Source organism: Bacillus sp. NTK034, assembly GCF_017303275.1.
In the GTDB taxonomy this organism is placed as follows: Bacteria; Bacillota; Bacilli; order Bacillales; family Cytobacillaceae; genus Cytobacillus.
In genome coordinates this window covers 327150-346617 of the sequence record NZ_JAFKOJ010000004.1, presented here as the reverse complement: position 1 = coordinate 346617, position 19468 = coordinate 327150, and the positions used below count along the sequence as shown (strand labels likewise).

Sequence of the window (19468 nt, the reverse complement as noted above, 5' to 3'; positions counted from 1 at the left end):
TTTAATAATAAAACGCCCAATACCGGCAGACCGGAATCGGGCGTTTTAGATTTTTATTTCATTTCATATGAAACGACAGAGCGAATCATCGGATTCTTTGCATCAAGATCAAATGGTCCAATCACCGATCCATCGTCTACTTTCATCCATGTGCCTTTGTAAAACCTCCAAAATCTGTCTGAGAAAGGGCTGTAATCGAATCCAAGGGCCGGCACATATGGATCTGGAGCTTGAACGCTGAATACAAGGAAATACTCCTTCGGTACGTAAATAGAGTAAGGGCTAAGATCTACTTTCACCCAGCCAGGAACGATATCCGATTTTGCAGGAATTGATTCCGTTAATTTCTTTCCAGGCCCTCCTTCATGTCCAGTTGCATCATATACATCAACTTGAAAACTTTCACCGCCTGGGCTATACCAGCGGGGGTCGATATAAAACAGTCCGGCGGTCAGCAATGCTTGTTCCTGTCCATCCTTCAATGACATTTTTACTGCGATCTCGTCAGTTCCAGAGACCAGCAAGACACTTTCAGCCGAGCCATCATCATAGCTGATTTCACCTTCTGTACCTATATATGGTTTTAAATGTATGTCAATTGCACGGATGGAATTGCCCTTAATTTCAATCTGTTCCCGGTAGGTATGAAAATAGGGTGCACTTACTTCAAGCGTATATGTTCCTTCAAAAGGGTTAAGCGAATATTTCCCGTCTGCACCTGTTTTTATCGGGGCGACTGCGGCGTCTTCAATGAGTTTCACCGTTGCTCCCTTTATCGTTTTTTTGGATTTGCTGCTCTTGACGGTTCCATGGACGACGCCTTTATCTAAGGGGGATAACTGTATAGCTGCATTGGTCGATTCATCTTTTGTTACTCTCGCCGTTTGAATCTTTTGCTTAAAGCCATAGGACTCAGCTAGCAGGTGGTATTCATCTGCTGGCAGTTTCACGCTGAAGCTGCCATCCGTTGGATCGGTCGTTAAAAGCCTTCCATTTTCAACAATCTGTATTTGCGCGCTAAGTGGGACGAGAACTTGTTTTTTATGGGTGCCTTGTAGCCTTGCAGTCTCCCCTAATGGTTCAAATGCAGTCGTTGATTGGGAGGGTTGATATACAGTGCCGGAAGGCTTGTCCTTTATGGAAATATCATCCAAGTACCACCCTAAGTTTGTTTCCGTACTGTCGGAATGGAAACGATAAGCTACATAAACCGTTTTTCCTGAGAAGGAAGACAAGTCGACAGAAACGTCTTCCCACTTTGCCTCTAAATGCCCTTCGTTTGTTTTAGCAACATGCCAGTTCTTCATGTCTTCCGAAACGAGCACTTGGCCATAATCATTCCACCCTACAAAAGTTGGAAATCCAAAGGTCTGTTTAAAGTTAAGGAATACCGCTTCTCCTTTCTTGACTTGGATCGGAGGCATAGTTAGCATGGATTCCTCATTATTGTAATAACTCCAGAAAAAATCAATGCTGTCTCTCCAGTCAGGAATCGAGGTGGCGTACACATTGTTTCCAGAAGGCGCCTTCAGGACGGGCGTCATAATCTTCCCCCAATTCCACGAACTGCTTCTACCTGTACTGTACCAACCTACAGGTATTTTTTCAAAGTCTGTAGCATACCCGACCGACAGCCCTTTCTTCAGTGGCAGGCGAACTGGGACAGTTTTCGAACTGTTTCCTGCATAGTCCGTAATTTTCCAGTAATACGTAATTTCTTTCCCCCTTACTTGTTCTAGAGGAATTTCACTTGAATAGAAACCGCTTTTAAAGTTTCCTTTAAAAAGTGTGCCATTTAATATTTTTCCTGGTGCTCTGTCAACTTTATAATGAAGTTCCACCGTGGAAACTGCAAAATCGTCAGAGGCTTGTACAGAGAGTTTTAGAGGTGCATTAGCATAAGCATAGGGAAGTGGTTCATGGCTTGCTAATGGTTTCTTTTTATCGGCAGCTTTATAACCTACTTTCCCTGCTAGAGTGCCTACCCCATTAGAACCGCTCTTAACCATACCAGTTAGGTCAAGTAACCCTCTCCCATAGGCATCATTTGGGGAAGATGAATAGTTTAAATCGGATAGCGGAATCAATCCGGCATACAAGGATTCTTTTATCTTATCGATCGGCATGTTTGGCTGCATTTGCTTTAGAATGGCAATGGCGCCTGAAACATGTGGTGCGGCCATGGAGGTCCCCGATGACATCCCGTATTCGTTATTCGGGAGGGTTGAAAGAATTTCTTCCCCAGGTGCAACCAAATCCGGCTTTATCTCACTGCCGCCATAAGGAGAAGGTCCCCTTAAAGAAAACCATGAGATTCGGCTGGATGAATCCGTTGAGCCAGCTGCAATGGTTTCAGGATAATTAGCTGGATTGGTTATTGAACCTGGCCCAACCGGCGTCGAAGGGCTATGATTTCCTGCGGCAAAAACAGGTGTAATGTCGGCTGCCGCCCATGCCTTAACGATTGATCTAAACCATTCATTTAAGGTAGAACTGCTACTCCATGAGTTGTTAATAATGTCCGGTGCCATCTCAGGATGAGGAATTCCCTTATCATCCAGTGGAGCGAGAAGCCATTCCCCTGCTTTTAACAAGTCTGTATCCAGAGCGCCGTCTTCTGAAAATGCGCGAACTGCAATCCAGCTTGCCCCTGGTGCCACTCCGATATGTGTGCCCGCTTCAGGATCATAGCCCACCATTGTGCCTGTCACATGTGTCCCATGTCCATGTGAATCAACTGGAGCAGGACTATCTCCCACCAAGTCCAGCCAATTGAAGGTGTGTGTAAAGGTGCCATCCGCACTGAGTCCTCTGTATTGATTCTTAAGCGAGGGATGGTTTACGTCCACCCCCGTATCAAGTGTTGCGACCACGACCCCTGAACCATCCAACCCATTTTCCCATGCCTTTTTTGCCTGAATTTTTTCCAGGTTCCAAGGTAGCTCACTTGTTAATTTTTGGACTCCGGGTGCCTTTGGTTTAGGCAAAGCGTGCCTTTCGTTTAGGTAAATATGGTTGATTTCCGGAAAGGCTGCTATTTCCTGCAAAACGTCTTTTGTGGATGTAAATGAAACAGCATTTACGATGTAGTAATATTGTTCATCCTTCAGTTTGCCTTCAGCTTTCTTTTGAAGGATAAAATTCTTAATATGATACTGTGTTTGTTCAGCGTTCGTTTGCAGTCCTGACACAACAGCAGAACGGACGCGGAGTTTCTCTTGATAGCGGCTAGCCTTCACTTTCTTAGCCTCTTCCCGAGCTTGATTAGCGATTTGTCCAACATCCGCCTGGTTTTTCAATTCTACAATCACATTAGTGTACCTGTTTTTTTCAAAAGCTTTTATTACCTTTGGGTCCACCTTTTCATGTAATGGGTTTGGATTCGGTACCTTATTTTGAACCGCATATCCTTCTAGAGGGAATATTGTTCCCAGTAAAAATAAAATCATCAAAAAAGCTGATAAACCCCGTTTTCTCTTTTTTAAACCTTTCATTTAATGCCTCCTTTTAATACTTGATAAAACACATCATTCAATTCACCAACCACTAGACACAATAGTATTAGTATTCTGAAATTTAAACAATACAAGTTTTTTGATCATATTAATAAAAAATTTTAATAAAGAATAAGGATGAGCAGCACATAGCAGCAATATCTTTTTCTCGATATCTTTAACATTAAGGCACAGGCTTTAAGTCTTTTACTTAACAAACTGGCCCTTTTTTAATAAAAAAAAGATGTCCCTAATATAAAAAAGACATCTTTCAAATTTTTATAATGGTTCAGTATTCAATTGTTCAAATCCAAAGATCATAATAGGTTCTATGAGCATCATCTCGATGAATGTGTGCTGCAACATCACATAAATCAAAGTGAAAAATGAAACTGACCAAAATGTTGCTTTTGTTCCCGGCAAACATTTTTTACTTTGATATTGGCTCCCACTAAATTTCAAAAAAAAGCCTTAGCATATTCCTTATATGCCAAGGCTTTTCAAACTTTAACCGATGGAACCTTCCATTTCAAATTTGATCAGGCGGTTCATTTCTACTGCGTATTCCATTGGAAGTTCTTTCGTAAACGGCTCGATGAAGCCCATTACGATCATTTCTGTTGCTTCTTCCTCTGAAATTCCACGGCTCATAAGATAGAATAACTGTTCTTCTGATACTTTTGAAACCTTCGCCTCATGCTCAAGAGAGATGTTGTCATTCAGGATTTCATTGTAAGGAATCGTATCCGAAGTTGACTGGTTATCCATGATTAACGTATCACACTCGATGTTGGCACGTGCACCTTCCGCTTTGCGGCCGAAGTGAACGATTCCGCGGTATGTTACTTTACCGCCTTGCTTGGAAATCGATTTCGATACGATTGTTGAAGAAGTGTTTGGTGCAAGATGAATCATTTTTGCACCTGCATCCTGGTGCTGCCCCTTACCTGCTAATGCAATGGAAAGGGTCATGCCGCGTGCGCCTTCTCCTTTAAGAATAACTGCCGGATATTTCATCGTCAGTTTTGAACCGATGTTTCCGTCAATCCATTCCATTGTTGCGTTTGATTCACAAACAGCACGCTTCGTAACCAGGTTAAATACATTGTTCGCCCAGTTCTGGATGGTTGTATAACGGCAGTATGCGTCTTTTTTGATGATGATTTCAACAACCGCACTGTGAAGTGAGTTTGTTGTATAAACAGGTGCTGTACAGCCCTCTACATAGTGGACATGTGCGCCTTCATCAACAATGATTAATGTACGTTCAAACTGCCCCATGTTCTCAGAGTTAATTCGGAAATATGCCTGCAGCGGCGTATCAACTTTAACCCCTTTAGGAACATAAATGAACGATCCGCCAGACCAAACCGCTGAGTTTAATGCAGCGAATTTGTTGTCTGTTGGAGGGATAACCTTTGCCCAGTGCTCACGGAAAATATCTTCATTTTCGCGAAGAGCGGAATCAGTATCTTTGAACACAATTCCTTTCGCTTCAAGGTCTTCCTGCATGTTATGGTAAACAACCTCTGATTCATACTGAGCCGAAACACCAGCAAGATATTTCTGCTCTGCTTCAGGAATACCCAGTTTATCAAATGTCTGTTTAATTTCGTCAGGAACTTCATCCCAAGAACGTTCAGTTTTTTCAGAAGGCTTTACATAATACGTAATTTCATCAAAGTTTAATGACGCTAAATCTCCGCCCCATTGCGGCATAGGCATGTTATAGAAATGCTCCAATGATTTTAAACGGAAGTCAAGCATCCATTGTGGCTCTTCCTTCAATTTTGAAATCTCTTCAACAATTTCTTTTGTCAAACCGCGTTTTGATCGGAAAATGGAAACGTCTTTATCGGCAAAACCATACTTGTAATCGCCGATCTCAGGCATTTTTTTTGCCATCGTCGTATTCCTCCATTCGTATGAGAAAGGGTATTCACACCCCATCATTTTCTTTTATTTTAGCACACAAGGCAGATGAAAAATTCTTAATCAAACGTTTGATTGATTTATTCCTGTTCTTCTTTCTCCGTGCTAACGCCTTTTTCCATTGCTTTCCATGCCAATGTAGCACATTTGATTCTGGCAGGGAATTGGGAAACTCCCTGAAGGGCTTCAATATCGCCAAGGTCCAGATCGTCTTCATCATATTCTTTTCCCAGCATCATGTCTGAGAAAACCTTGGAAAGCTTTAATGCTTCTTCAATATTTTTGCCCTTGATGGCTTGAGTCATCATGGAAGCCGAGGACATGGAAATGGAACATCCTTCGCCTTCAAACTTCGCATCTGCCACTTTGCCATCTTCAAGCTTCAGCGTCAATTGAATGCGGTCTCCGCAAGTAGGGTTATTCATATTGATCGTCAGGCTGTCATCTTCAAGTACCCCTTTATTACGAGGGTTTTTATAATGATCCATAATAACCTGGCGGTAAAGGGTATCTAAATTTTTAGAAGACATCGCTGAAATACTCCTTTGTTTTGACAAGCCCTGAAACAAGCTTATCAATATCTTCTTCCGTATTGTACAGATAGAAGCTTGCACGTGCAGTTGCCGACACCTTGAGCCACTTCATCAGCGGCTGTGCACAATGGTGGCCGGCCCGGACTGCAATTCCTTCTGCATCCAATACAGTAGCCACATCATGAGGGTGGACATCATTTATATTAAAAGTAATTACTCCGGCGCGCTTTGACGCTTCTTTTGGACCATATATGGTCATTCCGTCTATAGCAGACATTTTTTCCAAGGCATATGCAGCCAGTTTATGCTCATAAGCTTCAATTTCATTCAGGCCGATCTGCTCCAGGAAATCAATGGCTGCTCCTAATCCAATCGCACCTGCAATGATTGGCGTACCGCCTTCGAATTTCCAGGGAAGCTCCTTCCAAGTGGATTCATAAAGGCCTACAAAGTCAATCATTTCACCGCCAAACTCAATCGGCTCCATTTTTTCCAGATGCTTTTTCTTTCCATACAGAACACCAATGCCTGTAGGGCCGCACATCTTATGGCCGGAAAAGGCAAGAAAATCACAATCCAGGTCCTGGACATCAACTTTCAAATGTGGAGCACTTTGTGCACCATCTACAACCATGATTGCTCCATTTTCATGGGCAATTTTCGCAATATCCTTGATTGGATTTATTACACCAAGAACGTTCGATACTTGCATGATAGACACAATTTTCGTATTGCTTGTCACAGCTTCCCGAACATCATCAAGCGATATTGTTCCATCTTCCTGAAGAGGAAGGTATTTTAAAGTGGCACCCGTTTGTTTTGCTACCTGCTGCCAGGGAATGATGTTGCTATGATGCTCCATATAAGAGATAACAATCTCATCGCCTTCTTTCAGGTTGTCACGCCCATAGCTTGCTGCAACAGTATTGAGTGCAGTTGTTGTACCTCTTGTAAAAATAACTTCCTCAGTGGATTTAGCGTTAATGAATTTACGCACCTTTTCCCTGGCGCCTTCATAGCCATCAGTCGCTCTAGTACCCAGGGTATGGACTCCTCTATGAACATTCGAGTTGTATTCCCGGTAGTATTTGTCAAGCGCTTCAATCACCGGAACAGGTTTTTGGGAAGTAGCGGAACTGTCTAAATAAACAAGAGGCTTTCCATTGACTTCCTGGTCCAGAATGGGAAACATTTGCCGAATCTCACGGGCATTCATTATTTTACTTTCCTTTCAATAACGGCTGTAAGCTGCTTTTTAACACCTTCGATAGGAAGAGCATTCACAACTGGCGCTAAGAAACCGTGAATAACAAGACGCTCTGCCTCTTTTTGGGATATACCGCGGCTCATTAGATAGTAAAGCTGCAATGGATCCACACGGCCAACTGAAGCGGCGTGTCCTGCTGTTACATCATCTTCATCAATTAATAAAATAGGGTTTGCATCTCCGCGCGCTTTTTCGCTTAGCATAAGTACACGTGACTCCTGCTCTGCATTAGACTTGGAAGCCCCATGCTCGATTTTGCCTATTCCATTAAAGATGGAAGAAGCAGAGTCTTTCATAACACCATGCTTTAAGATGTATCCTTCTGAATTCTTTCCGAAATGAACAACCTTCGTTGTAAAGTTTTGAGTCTGTTCCCCGCGACCTACAACAACTGTTTTTGTGTCTCCGAAAGAGCCGTCTCCAATAAGATTGGTTGTGTTTTCAGATACTGTGTTGCCATCATTCATGAGGCCAAGAGCCCATTCAATGCGTGCATCGCGTCCTGCAACACCGCGGCGATTCACATAAGCTGTAGTGCCTTTTGCAAGTGTGTCAACTGCACCATATTGAACTCTTGAATTTGCATTCGCTATCACTTCAGTAACGATATTGAAGATTCCGTTTGCTTCTTCGACAGTTGATACATAGTTTTCTACATACGTCACAGAGCTGTTATCATCAGCTACAACCAACACGTGGTTGAAAAGGTTGGCTTCTTTATCATCATGAATATATACAGCCTGAATAGGCGCCGAAACTTCCACGTTTTTCGGAATATACAAGAACGCTCCGCCGTTTAAAAGAGCTGCGTGCAAGGCAGTTAAACGGTGTTCATCCGTTTTGACGCCGTCCTTCATGAAATACTTCTGAAGAAGGTCGCTATGTTCTCTTGCTGCCGTAAAGATATCTGTGAAAATAACACCTTTTTCCTGTAATTCTTTAGAAACAGCCAAATGAGTTGGTCTATTATTACGCTGAATGTATAGGTTTTGATCGCCGGCTTCTGTGTCAATCAGATTTCTGACATCCTCAGGAAGGTCGTTCAGTGAAGAAAAATCTTCGCTTCCGACGATATGCTTTTCAAACTGTGTAAAGTTCCATTTATCTATCTTAGTTTTATCAGGCTTTGGCATTGGCAGGTTTTCCGCGTTTGCAAGCGCATTTAGACGGAGTTCTGTCAGCCATGCCGGCTCGCCCATATCTTTTGAAAAGGAACTAACATATTCCTTATCAAATGGTAATTTTATTTCCGTTGTCATAGTGATCCCCCTAACGCTTACGCTTCTTGCCCAACTGTTTCGTCTTCAATGCCCAATTCTTTTTTAATCCAGTCATATCCTTCTGCTTCTAAGCGCTGTGCAAGCTCTGGACCGCCAGATTTTACAACGCGTCCCTGCATCATTACGTGAACATGGTCAGGAGTGATGTAGTTTAGAAGGCGCTGATAGTGTGTGATGATTAGGCAGCCAAACTCTTCGCCGCGCATTTCATTGATTCCTTTAGAAACAACCTTTAATGCATCGATATCCAGTCCGGAATCAATTTCATCAAGAATCGCCATTTTAGGCTCAAGCATCATTAATTGAAGAATTTCATTGCGCTTCTTTTCACCGCCTGAGAAGCCTTCATTTAAATAACGCTGCGCCATATCAAGATCCATCTCAAGGAATTCCATCTTGCTGTCCATTTTGCGGATGAATTTCATAAGAGAAATTTCATTGCCTTCCTCAAGACGGCTGTTAATTGCAGAACGTAAAAAATCGGCATTTGTTACGCCGCTGATTTCACTTGGATATTGCATTGCAAGGAATAGGCCCGCACGTGCGCGTTCGTCAACTTCCATTTCAAGAACATCTTTACCATCTAAGGTGATGCTTCCCTGTGTTACTTCATACTTAGGATGGCCCATGATTGCAGAAGATAGAGTTGATTTACCTGTACCGTTCGGCCCCATTATAGCGTGAATTTCTCCGCCTTTGATTTCAAGGTTTACACCTTTTAATATTTCTTTTCCCTCAATAGCAACATGAAGGTCTTTAATTGTAAGTACTGATCCTGCCATAATATATACCTCCGTCAATAAAAGAAGATTTGTAAATCGGCCTTCAGCCGCAAATCTCTATTCTCATTTTATTCTCATTACAATCTTATAACAAATCAAATTTGATAGCAACTCTTTAAGACCATTAACAAACTTTTCAAACAAAAATGTTTAGAAAGCCTGTAAATATAGATTTTATCATATTAAGTTAATGGCATCAAAGTATAAAATAACCGGGAACCAGGCATGTCCTATCTATTTTTTCCCGGGACTGTTATTTCATGTATAGCAAAAAAGAAAACCAGTGCATAATTGGCACTGGTTTCTATTTTCTTCATTATTATTTATACCTTTAACCTAGGAATGAATTTTTCTTTCAAGATCTGCAACTAAGCGCTGGCTTTGAAGATAATCTTCCTCGCGTCTTTTTTCAACTTCCATTCGAATATCATGTTTCCGGCTGTACACTTCATATCCAACTCCATGGGCAGCTTGCATAGCTTTTTCCATTTCACTCGTGTAGTTCAGCTGTAACTGACTGATAATGAATCAATCCTTTCGGTTTTTAATGCTTTTCGCATTTCGTTTTACATCTAAAATCTTAACACTCACAATATACCCAGCACAAAGCGGAAAAAACCTGATTTTTTTAGCAATATAAGGAATGAGAACCCGTGAAGCGCTTTCATAATGAGAATTCTTAAAATACTGGCCGTATCCTCTGGATTAATGGTTGTTTTAATAATTTTCTGAAAAATGATTATGATAAAATAAAACTCCTGCTATTGAGCAGGAGCTGGTTATCAGTGATTTTGCTGATTTAATTCTGTCATGGCCTCCTGGACGAGCGTAACCGCCTGGCTCATTGCAGCCCCCCCGCCAAAAGCTGCTGTAACTCCAACTGCCTCAAGAATTTCTTGTTCTGACGCTCCTTGATCGATGCATCCTTTCGTATGATAAATAATGCAGTATTCATCTTGAGAATATAAACTGATTCCAAGTGCAATCAGCTGCTTTTCCTTTTGGGATAAAACCCCATCCTTAAAACAGGCTTCTGTAAAAGCATTATAATGATCTGCTAAATCAGGCATTTTGTCAGTGAATACACCCAATCCAACTTTATAGTCATGAAGGGCTGCTTCTATTGAGTTTGAAGGTTCATGATAATGTTCCATTCGGCTCCACTCCATTTCGAAATAGTATCAAGGTTAGTATGTTTGATTACTTTTCAAACTATGCGGGTGACAGAGCCTGGAAGGGCAATTAAAAAACAGGCGATTTTAGCCGCCTGTTTTTTTCCACTATTACTCAGATACCGGTACAACGGCACCTTCATATTTTTCAAGAATGAAATCCTGAATTTCTTTAGAACGAAGCACTTCTACAAGAGCTTTAATTCCTTCTTTTTCTTCATCGCCTGTACGGACTGCAATTACATTAACGTATGGTGAATCTTTGTCTTCAATTGCAATTGAATCTTCAAGAGGATTCAATCCGGCATCAATTGCATAATTGGAGTTGATCAGGACTGCATCCCCTTCTCCATTATTGTAGATTTGAGGAAGAAGTGATGCTTCATATTCAGTATCAAACTTTAATTTTTTAGGATTGTTTTTAATATCTTCTAGAGTTGCTTCCGTTTTTTCTACATCTTCATTTAGAGTAATAAGTCCCTCTGCTTCAAGCATGGAGAGAATACGGCCATGGTCTGCTACTGAGTTGCTCATGATGATTGATGCACCCTCAGGAAGTTCATCAAGGCTCTTATACTTTTGGGAATATACTCCGATTGGCTCAATATGAATTCCGCCTGCATTTGTAAAATCATATCCATGTTCAGCTTTCTGTGACTCAAGGTAAGGAATGTGCTGGAAATAGTTTGCATCCAGCTCCTTAGACTCAAGAGCCTGGTTTGGCAATACATAGTCCTGGAATGTCACAACATCAAGTTCAAAGCCTTTTTCTTCAAGTAATGGCTTTGCTTCTTCAAGAATTTCAGCGTGAGGTACGTTGGAAGCCCCTACTGTAATTTTTGTGCTTTCTTTACTTTCTCCGCCTTCACCGGCATTGCCGTCTTCTTCTGAAGTTCCGCACGCTGCAAGAACAAGTGCTACTGCAAGTGCAAGAGCAAGTGATAACCATTTTTTCATGTTAATCTCTCCTTAACGTTTGTCTAATTTTGTTGTTATGATATCTCCAATAAACTGGATGATAAATACGATGATTAGAATAATGACAGTTGCCATAAGCGTCACATCACTGCGGCTCCTCTGGAATCCTTCCAGGTAAGCAAGGTTTCCAAGTCCGCCAGCACCGATCACACCGGCCATGGCTGTGTAGCCAACCAGCGCGATTGCTGTAACAGTAATTCCTGAAACAAGGGCGGGCATTGATTCCGGAAGCAGAACCTTCCAGATAATCGTGCTTGTTTTTGCGCCCATAGACTTGGCCGCTTCAATTACACCTTTATCTATTTCCCTCAAGCCGATTTCAACCATACGGGCATAAAACGGGGCAGCACCAATAATTAACGCAGGCAGTGCTGCATCTTCCCCGATCATTGTTCCAAGAAGAAACTTTGTAAATGGAATCAATAACACGATCAGAATAATAAACGGAATCGAACGGAATATATTTACGAAAGCAGAAATAATTTTATTGATTGCTGCATTTTCCCAAATATTTCCCTTCGAGGTCAAAAAGAGCAACAGTCCCAGAACTGCTCCCAAAATAAAGGTTGCGAGAACAGAAATGGCTGTCATATATAGAGTTTCCATTGTAGCTTCCCACATGGAATCCCATTGTACATTTGGAAACCATTCGTTAAGCATTGGAAATCACCTCCACGCCCACCTGCTGAGAGTGAATAAATTCGATGGCTTTTGCAACTTCCTCTGCCTCTCCATCAACATGGATGAATAAAGTACCGTAAGAACCATTCTGTGTTTGTGAAATCTTTCCTTGAAGGATATTTACGGTTACCTGGAAATTCCGGATCAGGTTTGTAATCAATGGCTGTTCAGCTGATTCGCCGACAAATCCTAATTGCACTACTTTTCCTTCTGGATACAAATCGACCAGGTGATCAATCGTTTCCTTAGTTTCTTCAGGCTCTGTTACCTGCTGTACAAAACGCTTTGTAATCGCAGCTTTAGGATTCCTAAACACATCCAATACTGGCCCGATTTCAACAATTCGGCCTCCCTCCATAACCGCAACCTGATGGCAGATTTTACGGATAACGTGCATTTCATGTGTAATTAGGACAATTGTTAAGCCCAGACGCTCATTGATATCAACAAGCAGCTCCAAAATGGAGTCTGTAGTCTGCGGATCAAGTGCAGATGTCGCCTCATCACAAAGCAGCACTTTCGGATTGTTGGCAAGGGCTCTCGCAATTCCAACTCTTTGCTTTTGGCCGCCGCTAAGCTGGGAAGGATAAGCATCTTCTCTTCCTTCAAGACCAACGAGTTTAATGAGCTCGTCTACCCTTTTCAGCCTTTCCTGCCGGGAAACACCAGCGATTTCAAGCGGAAATGCGATATTCTCCCTTACCGTTCTTGACCATAAAAGGTTGAAATGCTGGAAGATCATGCTGATTTCCTGACGCGCTTTTCTTAGCTGGCTTCCCTTTATCTTTGAAACTTCATTGCCTGCAACTGTTACACTGCCCTGGGTAGGAAGCTCTAACCCATTCAGCATGCGGATCAAGGTACTTTTACCTGCACCGCTATATCCGATAACTCCGAAAATTTCTCCCTCTTTCACCTCCAGGTTTACATCATCAACTGCTTTTACCTGGCCCTTTTTTGAAGGAAAAATCTTCTGTACATCTTTTATAGAAATCAACGTGAAAATGTCACCTCTTTAATCGAAAAATACAGATTATAATTAATAGACTGCTCATATTCCTCTATTTTTTACTCCTTAATGGAGTTCATGCGCTAAAAGCAAAAATGCCTTTCTGCACATGAGCAGAAAGGCATTAAAAAATTAAGTCCTTTCTCTCATCTGTCAAAGCTATGCTTTGAGTGAATTGGCACCATTTCAAATAATTGACGGTTGCCGGGCTTCATAGGGCACTTCCCTCCACCTCTCTTGATAAGAGCGTAACGTTCTATATTCAATTAATACTTTAAGTAATTTAAGCAGTTTTTTAATTACGTTTGCTATCGTATCATAGCCACTAAAAAGGTGTCAACGATGAAATTTTAAACTTTCGGAAAAAAATGAATGGTAAATTTTCCTTTATGCTTTTGCAGCAAGCGATGTGATGCCTGAAGCTGCTTCAATCGCCTGTTCCAGATCCTCAATCAAATCTTCCGCATTCTCGATTCCGATTGAAATCCGAATTAGGTCTTCCGCCACTCCGGCAGCTTTTAAACCTTCTTTATCCAGCTGCTGGTGAGTGGTGCTTGCAGGGTGGATAATCAGACTCTTTGCGTCCCCTACATTTGCTACGTGTGCCCAGAGCTGCAGATTATTGATTAGCTTGGCTCCAGCTTCTCTTCCGCCAGATATACCAAACACAGCCACAGCGCCTGCTCCTTTAGGCAAATATTTATCTGCCAACTCTTTGTCCGGGTGGCTTTCAAGCCCTGGATAAAGCACCCAATTAACGGCTGGATGCGCCTCCAGATATTCCACTACTTTTTTTGTATTGGCAATGTGCTCCTTCATTCTCACATGCAAAGTCTCAAGCCCCAACGCAAATTGAAATGCACTTTGCGCACTCATCGCTGGCCCCAGGTCTCTTAACAGCTGAACGCGTGCTTTAATAATATAAGCCGCCTCGCCAATTGCTTCGCTATAGACAATATCATGGTAGCTCGGATCCGGTTCTGTAAAGCCCGGGAACTTAGGGGAATTCCAGTCAAATTTTCCGCCGTCTACAATAATTCCTCCCATTGTTGTTCCATTGCCGAGCAGCCATTTAGTCGCAGAGTGTATAACAATATCAGCACCATGTTCGATAGGCCTGCAAAGATAAGGTGTAGCAAAGGTGTTATCGACAATCAGCGGCACACCATTCTCGTGTGCAATTGCTGCGACCTTTTCAATATCCAGGATTTTTAAGCTGGGGTTTCCAATCGTTTCCGCAAAGATGGCCTTTGTTTTATCCGAAATCGCGTTACGGAAATTTTCCGGATCTTTTGGATCGACCAGTTTCACTTTAATCCCATACTTGGGAAGTGTGACTGCAAACAAATTATAAGTGCCGCCATATAAATTGGACGCAGCAACTATTTCATCGCCTGCTTCAGCTATGTTTAATATGGCAAGAGTAATGGCAGACTGTCCGCTTGCAAGAGCCAATGCACCAACTCCTCCCTCGAGCAAGGCCACTCTTTCCTCAAATACACTTACAGTAGGGTTATGTATCCTGCTATATATATATCCTGGCTCTCTAAGGGCAAAGAGATCTGCAGCGTGATCTGTATTCTTGAACTGATAAGCATTATTCTGGTAAATCGGTAACGCCCTTGCACCAGTTACAGGGTCAGGCTTCAGTCCCCCATGCACTCCAATGGTTTCAAAACGGTAATTTTTTTGTTTGTCAGTCATTGCTTTCTCTCCTCTATAAAAATTTTAGTATTTCTTATCGAAGAACTAAGAAAAGCGCAAGGCGCCTGAAGCTAGACAGTTATCCATTTTAAAAGATTAAAATAAAGATAATATTAAAAAACCTCTTCATAAGAAGAGGGCCGTATCGTCTCTCCTTATCTTCCAGAGCATCCCGCTCTGCTGGATTTAGCACCGTGTACTTTACCGGTTGCCGGGCTTCGCTGGGCCAGTCCCTCCGCCTCTCTTGATAAGAATATTCAGTTAATTCACATTAAAACGATATTATCATACTATTTAAAAAACGGTCAAGCATTATGATATGAAATTTTTCCCAAACAGAAAAAAGACTCGAGAAACAATTTTTTTCTGAAGGTGGTTTCCATCATTACTTTATTTTGGGAAAGTGCATCCCTTAACTTTAACTCCCCTGAAATCAGTGACAGCACAGCTTCCTCAGTCCCCAATATCTCCACATCAAAATGGCTGGTGTGACTTGCCTTCCGGATATCCCCATTCGAAACCATCAGAGGAATGCTTATAATTCCCGCCTTAATATGCAAAGAGAAATTTGATTTTCTTAAAAAGTATCCAAGATGCCCTTTAGCCTTTAATTCCCGGATAAATAAATCAGGTAAATCCTTCACGGCCTCACCTCTTTTAATGGGTTTATTATCTTTAATATTCAGTAATAAAGGGCTTCAATCCTTTAATTTTCTTTCGACAAGATCAGAAAAGCGGAAGCGCCTTGCCCATCCGGCTCCTGGAGCTGGACAGTTCTCAAAGTTTCAAAGTTATTAAACCTGATAGAACCAGAAAGACAATGCCCGTTTATTAGGCATTGTCCTTTCATTTCCCGAGAAATATGTCAGATTATACTATTTTTACAGAAGACGCTGCAGTTTTTGTCTTATTATAGCCTCTGAAAACAATGAAAAAATAGAGAGAGCCAATCAAATATAATGAAGCTGTAATGGTGAATACGAGTGCATATCCCCAATATTCACCATATCTCATGACGATTCCCGTTGAAATAGGTCCCATTACAGCCCATCCTAAATTGAAAACCATCTGATTGACGGAGTTTGCCAGTCCTTTCATCGAATCATTTACCTTAGACATCATCAGCGACATTTGTATAGGGTTTCCTGCATTCATTAATGCCTGCCGGAACAAAAAGCCGATGGCAGCCAGCCAGAGATTCTCGGTATAAGCAGTTAAAAGCAGAAATGGAAGTGACATGAGCTGAAGGATTACAACTGCTTTTACTTCTCCTACCTTCCTTACCACAACCGGGCCGATAATCATAGCAAAAGCGGTGGCAGCCTGCCCTAATGAAATAATAATGCCAATGGCTGAATTGGAAGCTTCAAAACGGTCTGCGAAGTATAAATTTAGATAAGGGATAACCAGTCCTGCGCCAATTCCTATCAGCAGCTGCGCAAAGGCAAACATGGCGATAATTTTGACGCCTTCATTTTTAGGGGAAAGCTTTTTGAACGAAAACTCTCTTAATCCTCTTACATCGTTTTTATTTTTCGGAGCTTCTGTGAAACGCAAGATAGGAACAAGGCCCGCTATGAAGAAAACACTTGCAATCAGAAGGGTAATGCGGATGCTGGTAAGCTGATCCACAAATATAGAAAATACATCCGTTAAGATGCCTCCGCTTAAGTTTCCGATTACATTTGCAGCCGTCATAATGGCAAAATGGATGCTGAATAAATGAACCCTTTGGTCAGCCTTTGAATTCTCAGCCAGCCACGGTATGCCGGATACTTGCAGAAATGCTGTTGTCAGCCCTGTAAAAAAAGCAAATAATATCAGAAGTTCCTGCATTTCAACCATACTTCTGAAAAGCATAGCGACACCCGTGGCAACAGCCCCAAGAAGCATCGCTCTTTTTCTGCCAAATCGGTCGCTGGCGATCCCTGCCGGCACTAGAGTCAGTGCTGTGGCGAGAGCAGTCATGGATATGATTTGCCCATTAACACTTTCAGTATAGCCGAGCTCCCTTATGTAGAAGTTATAGATTACCATGAATATCCCAAAACCTATTTGTGTTAGGATATTCGCCATAAAGGCCAATTTGATATTGCGGTTATAGCCTTTAAATTGGCCAGCCCACTCCTTGTAAAATGCCATCCGGATCCCTTCCTGCACTGTTTAATTATTTCGATTTCCTAAGTATCATACTCTTCCGGAAAGGATTTGTAAATATATTTCGAATATTGAAAAGGCGGATTTCAATGTTTTTTAACCATGCAAAAAACCAGGCAGCTCTGCTCCTGGTTTTTCTCAATTAATGCTTCTGATTCTATCCAGCAAATAGGGAACTGATCGGAATGCATATAATTTTTCCTGTAAAACTCCTTCTTTAAAGATAAGGAGACAAGGTACGCTTTCCACTCCCCATTGTTCCGCCAATTTCGGCATATAATTTAAGTCCGCTTTCCCAATCTTTTGATCAGGCAGCAATTGTTCTGTAACTGTCAGCATCTTACCAGCCATCTGACAGGTACCGCACATAGGCGTGTACAAATAGACAAGGACCGTTTCTTGCCCGTTAACCGTTTCCTCAATCTCCAGCTGCGACCATTCCTGCATTTTATCATCCTTACTTTATCTATCTAAATATTGTGTATAAACGTCAATATTAGCTCCCAGCAGCACTGTAGCCAAATGATGTTCCGGTGCTGTCGCTACTTCTCTGTACATTCTATCGATGTATAGATGCTCTGCCTCTGGAAATTCCCTTTTAAACTGTTTTCTAAGCTTTTCACCTGCTGAATCGGCATCCACCAATATATATACATCCTTATCAAACAGTGTGTCAATTAATTCATCCAGTTTAGTAATGCTAATTGTTCCATTTGTGCAGATAATCTCTACAGGTTCTCTTATAATGTTTTTAACCTTCGTTTTATCTGACTTTCCCTCGACAATAATAACTTTTTCCGGAATTCCCTCGTTCATCGTCATCACCTGAAAGGAGTTATTTTGAAACTGTTGCGTTAAAGGTACGGCTGTTTTCCATAGATTGATGTTAGATTATAAATGAAGCCGTTGATTTCCGCTGCGAGCACTTGCTTTCCGCGGGGAGGAATGAGAGCCTCCTCGGCTTCGCCTGCGGGGTCTCTCACTTCCCTCTCCTCCAGCAGGACATTGAAAAATAGCTTCCTTGAATCAGCACCGCACCAAGAAAATGCGGAAGCATTTTCGAGGATCAAGTGCCCTCCGCTCCAATCAACTCAGTTGTCAAACTTAGTTGTCGTAAGCAAAGTTTACAAAAACAGCCAAAATTCAAAAACCAGTCATGCATTGGTTTTTATCTCAATATATTCATTATTCTCGGTAATGGTGTGAATCTCCTGCCCATATTGGAGGTAGCACTGCACTGATTTTATATATTAATTCTACAGTTTAGCAAAGGAAATGTTTTTGAAGAAAAATAATCATTGCAGTAATCTTAAAAGGCCTATTTCATTGTATGCCCGGTAATATTGCTTTAGCCTATTAAATAAACAGCGGAATCCATTCCGCTGTTTACAATAGTCAGCACCAGCCGCCTTCGTCACAGTCTGTGTAGCGCTCTTGCGCTTTATCTGGAACGGAGACATTCTGATATATTTTTTGGTGGTCGGTTTCATAATGATGGGACAAGTTAAAGGAAGATCCTTCAGGAAGGCTGATTTGGCCAATTTTTTCGTTTTCAAGATAAAGATCTATCCCATTATTTTGAAGCTTGCCGACAACCCGGTCTGTAATATCGATTTTCTGCTGATTCAATGTCATGGGTAACCAATCCTTTCATGCATTTAGGTATCTATAGTTTGCCCTTTCTCTGTAAAAGAAAAATAGCAATTAAAGCCAGTAAGAAAAGCGCAAGCGCCTTGTCCACCCCCGACAAGCACAAGACGATCCTCACGGAAAGGCGTCCTTTGCCTTTTTGGGAGGATTGCCAGAAATGTGGAGGCGACTGCCCAGGGACGACAGGCATAAGACGGTTCCTGTAAGAAGGCGTTTTTCCTTCTGAAAGAAAACGGCTTATGATCCCGAGTCCCTAGGAGCCGCAACTAGACAAGCTTGTGACCTCGAGGGGGTAGGCGCTGGAGCTAGACATGTCTCCAAGTACATAGATACAAATTCTAATAGGAGAACCCTTGATCAGCCCCTCAGTTACATAAACAGTATAAAAGCCGGTTCTTAAAGAACCGGCTTTCACTCATTAGTCTTCGTTTGTCATTTCTTCATATTGCTCAGCAGTCATCAAGCTTTCTACTTCGCTTAAATCTGAAGGCTCCACCACAACCATCCATGCTTTTTCATATGGGGATTCGTTCACGAATTCAGGGTTGTCGTTAAGGTCTTCATTTACTTCAACCACTTTACCGCTTAAAGGCGCATAAAGTTCAGAAACTGTTTTTACAGATTCTACGCTTCCGAATGGCTCGTTTGCACTTAGTTCATCGCCAACTTCAGGAAGCTCAACGAATACGATGTCACCAAGTTCCGATTGCGCGAAATGCGTAATCCCAATGCGTACTTTCCCGTCTTCTGTTTTTACCCACTCATGCTCTTCTGAATAACGTAATTCTTTTGGTGTGCTCATTATGTATCCCTCCATATTAATAGTTCA

Annotated in this window: 19 protein-coding genes and 2 riboswitches; all 19 genes read right to left on the bottom strand. The window is 41.8% G+C overall.

Annotated features, from left to right (window positions below):
- Positions 1-53: 53 nt before the first annotated feature.
- Positions 54-3494 carry a S8 family serine peptidase gene (locus tag JI665_RS14625; RefSeq protein WP_206840291.1) on the bottom strand — a complete coding sequence of 1147 codons (3441 nt, stop codon included), beginning with the start codon at positions 3492-3494 and terminating at the stop codon, positions 54-56.
- 507 nt (positions 3495-4001) lie between these two features.
- Positions 4002-5399 (bottom strand): Fe-S cluster assembly protein SufB, encoded by a 1398-nt coding sequence (gene sufB / locus JI665_RS14620; protein WP_206840289.1) that lies wholly within the window; start codon positions 5397-5399, stop codon positions 4002-4004.
- A gap of 107 nt (positions 5400-5506) precedes the next feature.
- Positions 5507-5956 (bottom strand): Fe-S cluster assembly sulfur transfer protein SufU, encoded by a 450-nt coding sequence (gene sufU / locus JI665_RS14615; protein WP_009331729.1) that lies wholly within the window; start codon positions 5954-5956, stop codon positions 5507-5509.
- Positions 5946-7175, bottom strand: a complete 1230-nt coding sequence (locus JI665_RS14610; protein WP_206840287.1) for a cysteine desulfurase — start codon at positions 7173-7175, stop codon at positions 5946-5948. The genes sufU and JI665_RS14610 overlap by 11 nt, the downstream gene beginning before the upstream one ends.
- A complete protein-coding gene (sufD, locus tag JI665_RS14605; RefSeq protein WP_206840285.1) occupies positions 7175-8485 on the bottom strand; it encodes a Fe-S cluster assembly protein SufD in 1311 nt (436 codons plus the stop codon). The genes JI665_RS14610 and sufD overlap by 1 nt, the downstream gene beginning before the upstream one ends.
- Positions 8486-8502: 17 nt before the next feature.
- Positions 8503-9288, bottom strand: coding sequence for a Fe-S cluster assembly ATPase SufC (gene sufC / locus JI665_RS14600; protein WP_035329355.1), 786 nt, complete (start codon positions 9286-9288; stop codon positions 8503-8505).
- A gap of 336 nt (positions 9289-9624) precedes the next feature.
- The gene (locus JI665_RS14595; RefSeq protein WP_169799774.1) at positions 9625-9777 is read right to left on the bottom strand and encodes a hypothetical protein; all 153 of its coding nucleotides are present in this window, start codon (positions 9775-9777) and stop codon (positions 9625-9627) included.
- A 293-nt stretch (positions 9778-10070) separates the two neighbouring features.
- Entirely contained in the window at positions 10071-10442 is a 372-nt protein-coding gene (locus JI665_RS14590) for a carboxymuconolactone decarboxylase family protein (RefSeq protein ID WP_206840283.1), read from the bottom strand.
- A gap of 129 nt (positions 10443-10571) precedes the next feature.
- Positions 10572-11417, bottom strand: coding sequence for a MetQ/NlpA family ABC transporter substrate-binding protein (locus tag JI665_RS14585; RefSeq protein WP_206840281.1), 846 nt, complete (start codon positions 11415-11417; stop codon positions 10572-10574).
- Between the two features lie 12 nt (positions 11418-11429).
- Complete coding sequence (locus JI665_RS14580) at positions 11430-12098, bottom strand: methionine ABC transporter permease (RefSeq protein ID WP_159345494.1); 669 nt, start codon at positions 12096-12098, stop codon at positions 11430-11432.
- A complete protein-coding gene (locus tag JI665_RS14575) occupies positions 12091-13116 on the bottom strand; it encodes a methionine ABC transporter ATP-binding protein (protein ID WP_206840279.1) in 1026 nt (341 codons plus the stop codon). Before JI665_RS14575 ends, JI665_RS14580 begins: the two co-directional genes overlap by 8 nt.
- Positions 13117-13271: 155 nt before the next feature.
- Positions 13272-13375, bottom strand: a riboswitch (SAM riboswitch).
- 140 nt (positions 13376-13515) lie between these two features.
- Positions 13516-14832, bottom strand: coding sequence for an O-acetylhomoserine aminocarboxypropyltransferase/cysteine synthase family protein (locus tag JI665_RS14570; RefSeq protein ID WP_206840277.1), 1317 nt, complete (start codon positions 14830-14832; stop codon positions 13516-13518).
- A gap of 152 nt (positions 14833-14984) precedes the next feature.
- A riboswitch (SAM riboswitch) is annotated at positions 14985-15086 on the bottom strand.
- 51 nt (positions 15087-15137) lie between these two features.
- Complete coding sequence (locus tag JI665_RS14565) at positions 15138-15476, bottom strand: hypothetical protein (protein ID WP_206840276.1); 339 nt, start codon at positions 15474-15476, stop codon at positions 15138-15140.
- 226 nt (positions 15477-15702) lie between these two features.
- Positions 15703-16974, bottom strand: a complete 1272-nt coding sequence (locus JI665_RS14560) for an MFS transporter (protein WP_206840275.1) — start codon at positions 16972-16974, stop codon at positions 15703-15705.
- A 153-nt stretch (positions 16975-17127) separates the two neighbouring features.
- Entirely contained in the window at positions 17128-17436 is a 309-nt protein-coding gene (locus JI665_RS14555; RefSeq protein ID WP_206840274.1) for a thioredoxin family protein, read from the bottom strand.
- 15 nt (positions 17437-17451) lie between these two features.
- On the bottom strand, positions 17452-17805 hold the full coding sequence (locus JI665_RS14550) for a toprim domain-containing protein (protein WP_034296067.1): 354 nt from the start codon (positions 17803-17805) through the stop codon (positions 17452-17454).
- A gap of 38 nt (positions 17806-17843) precedes the next feature.
- Positions 17844-18059, bottom strand: coding sequence for a hypothetical protein (locus JI665_RS14545; protein WP_206840457.1), 216 nt, complete (start codon positions 18057-18059; stop codon positions 17844-17846).
- Positions 18060-18384: 325 nt separating this feature from the next.
- Positions 18385-18624, bottom strand: coding sequence for a YusG family protein (locus JI665_RS14540; protein WP_206840273.1), 240 nt, complete (start codon positions 18622-18624; stop codon positions 18385-18387).
- A gap of 433 nt (positions 18625-19057) precedes the next feature.
- The gene (gene gcvH, locus JI665_RS14535; RefSeq protein ID WP_009331744.1) at positions 19058-19441 is read right to left on the bottom strand and encodes a glycine cleavage system protein GcvH; all 384 of its coding nucleotides are present in this window, start codon (positions 19439-19441) and stop codon (positions 19058-19060) included.
- Between the last annotated feature and the right edge of the window lie 27 nt (positions 19442-19468).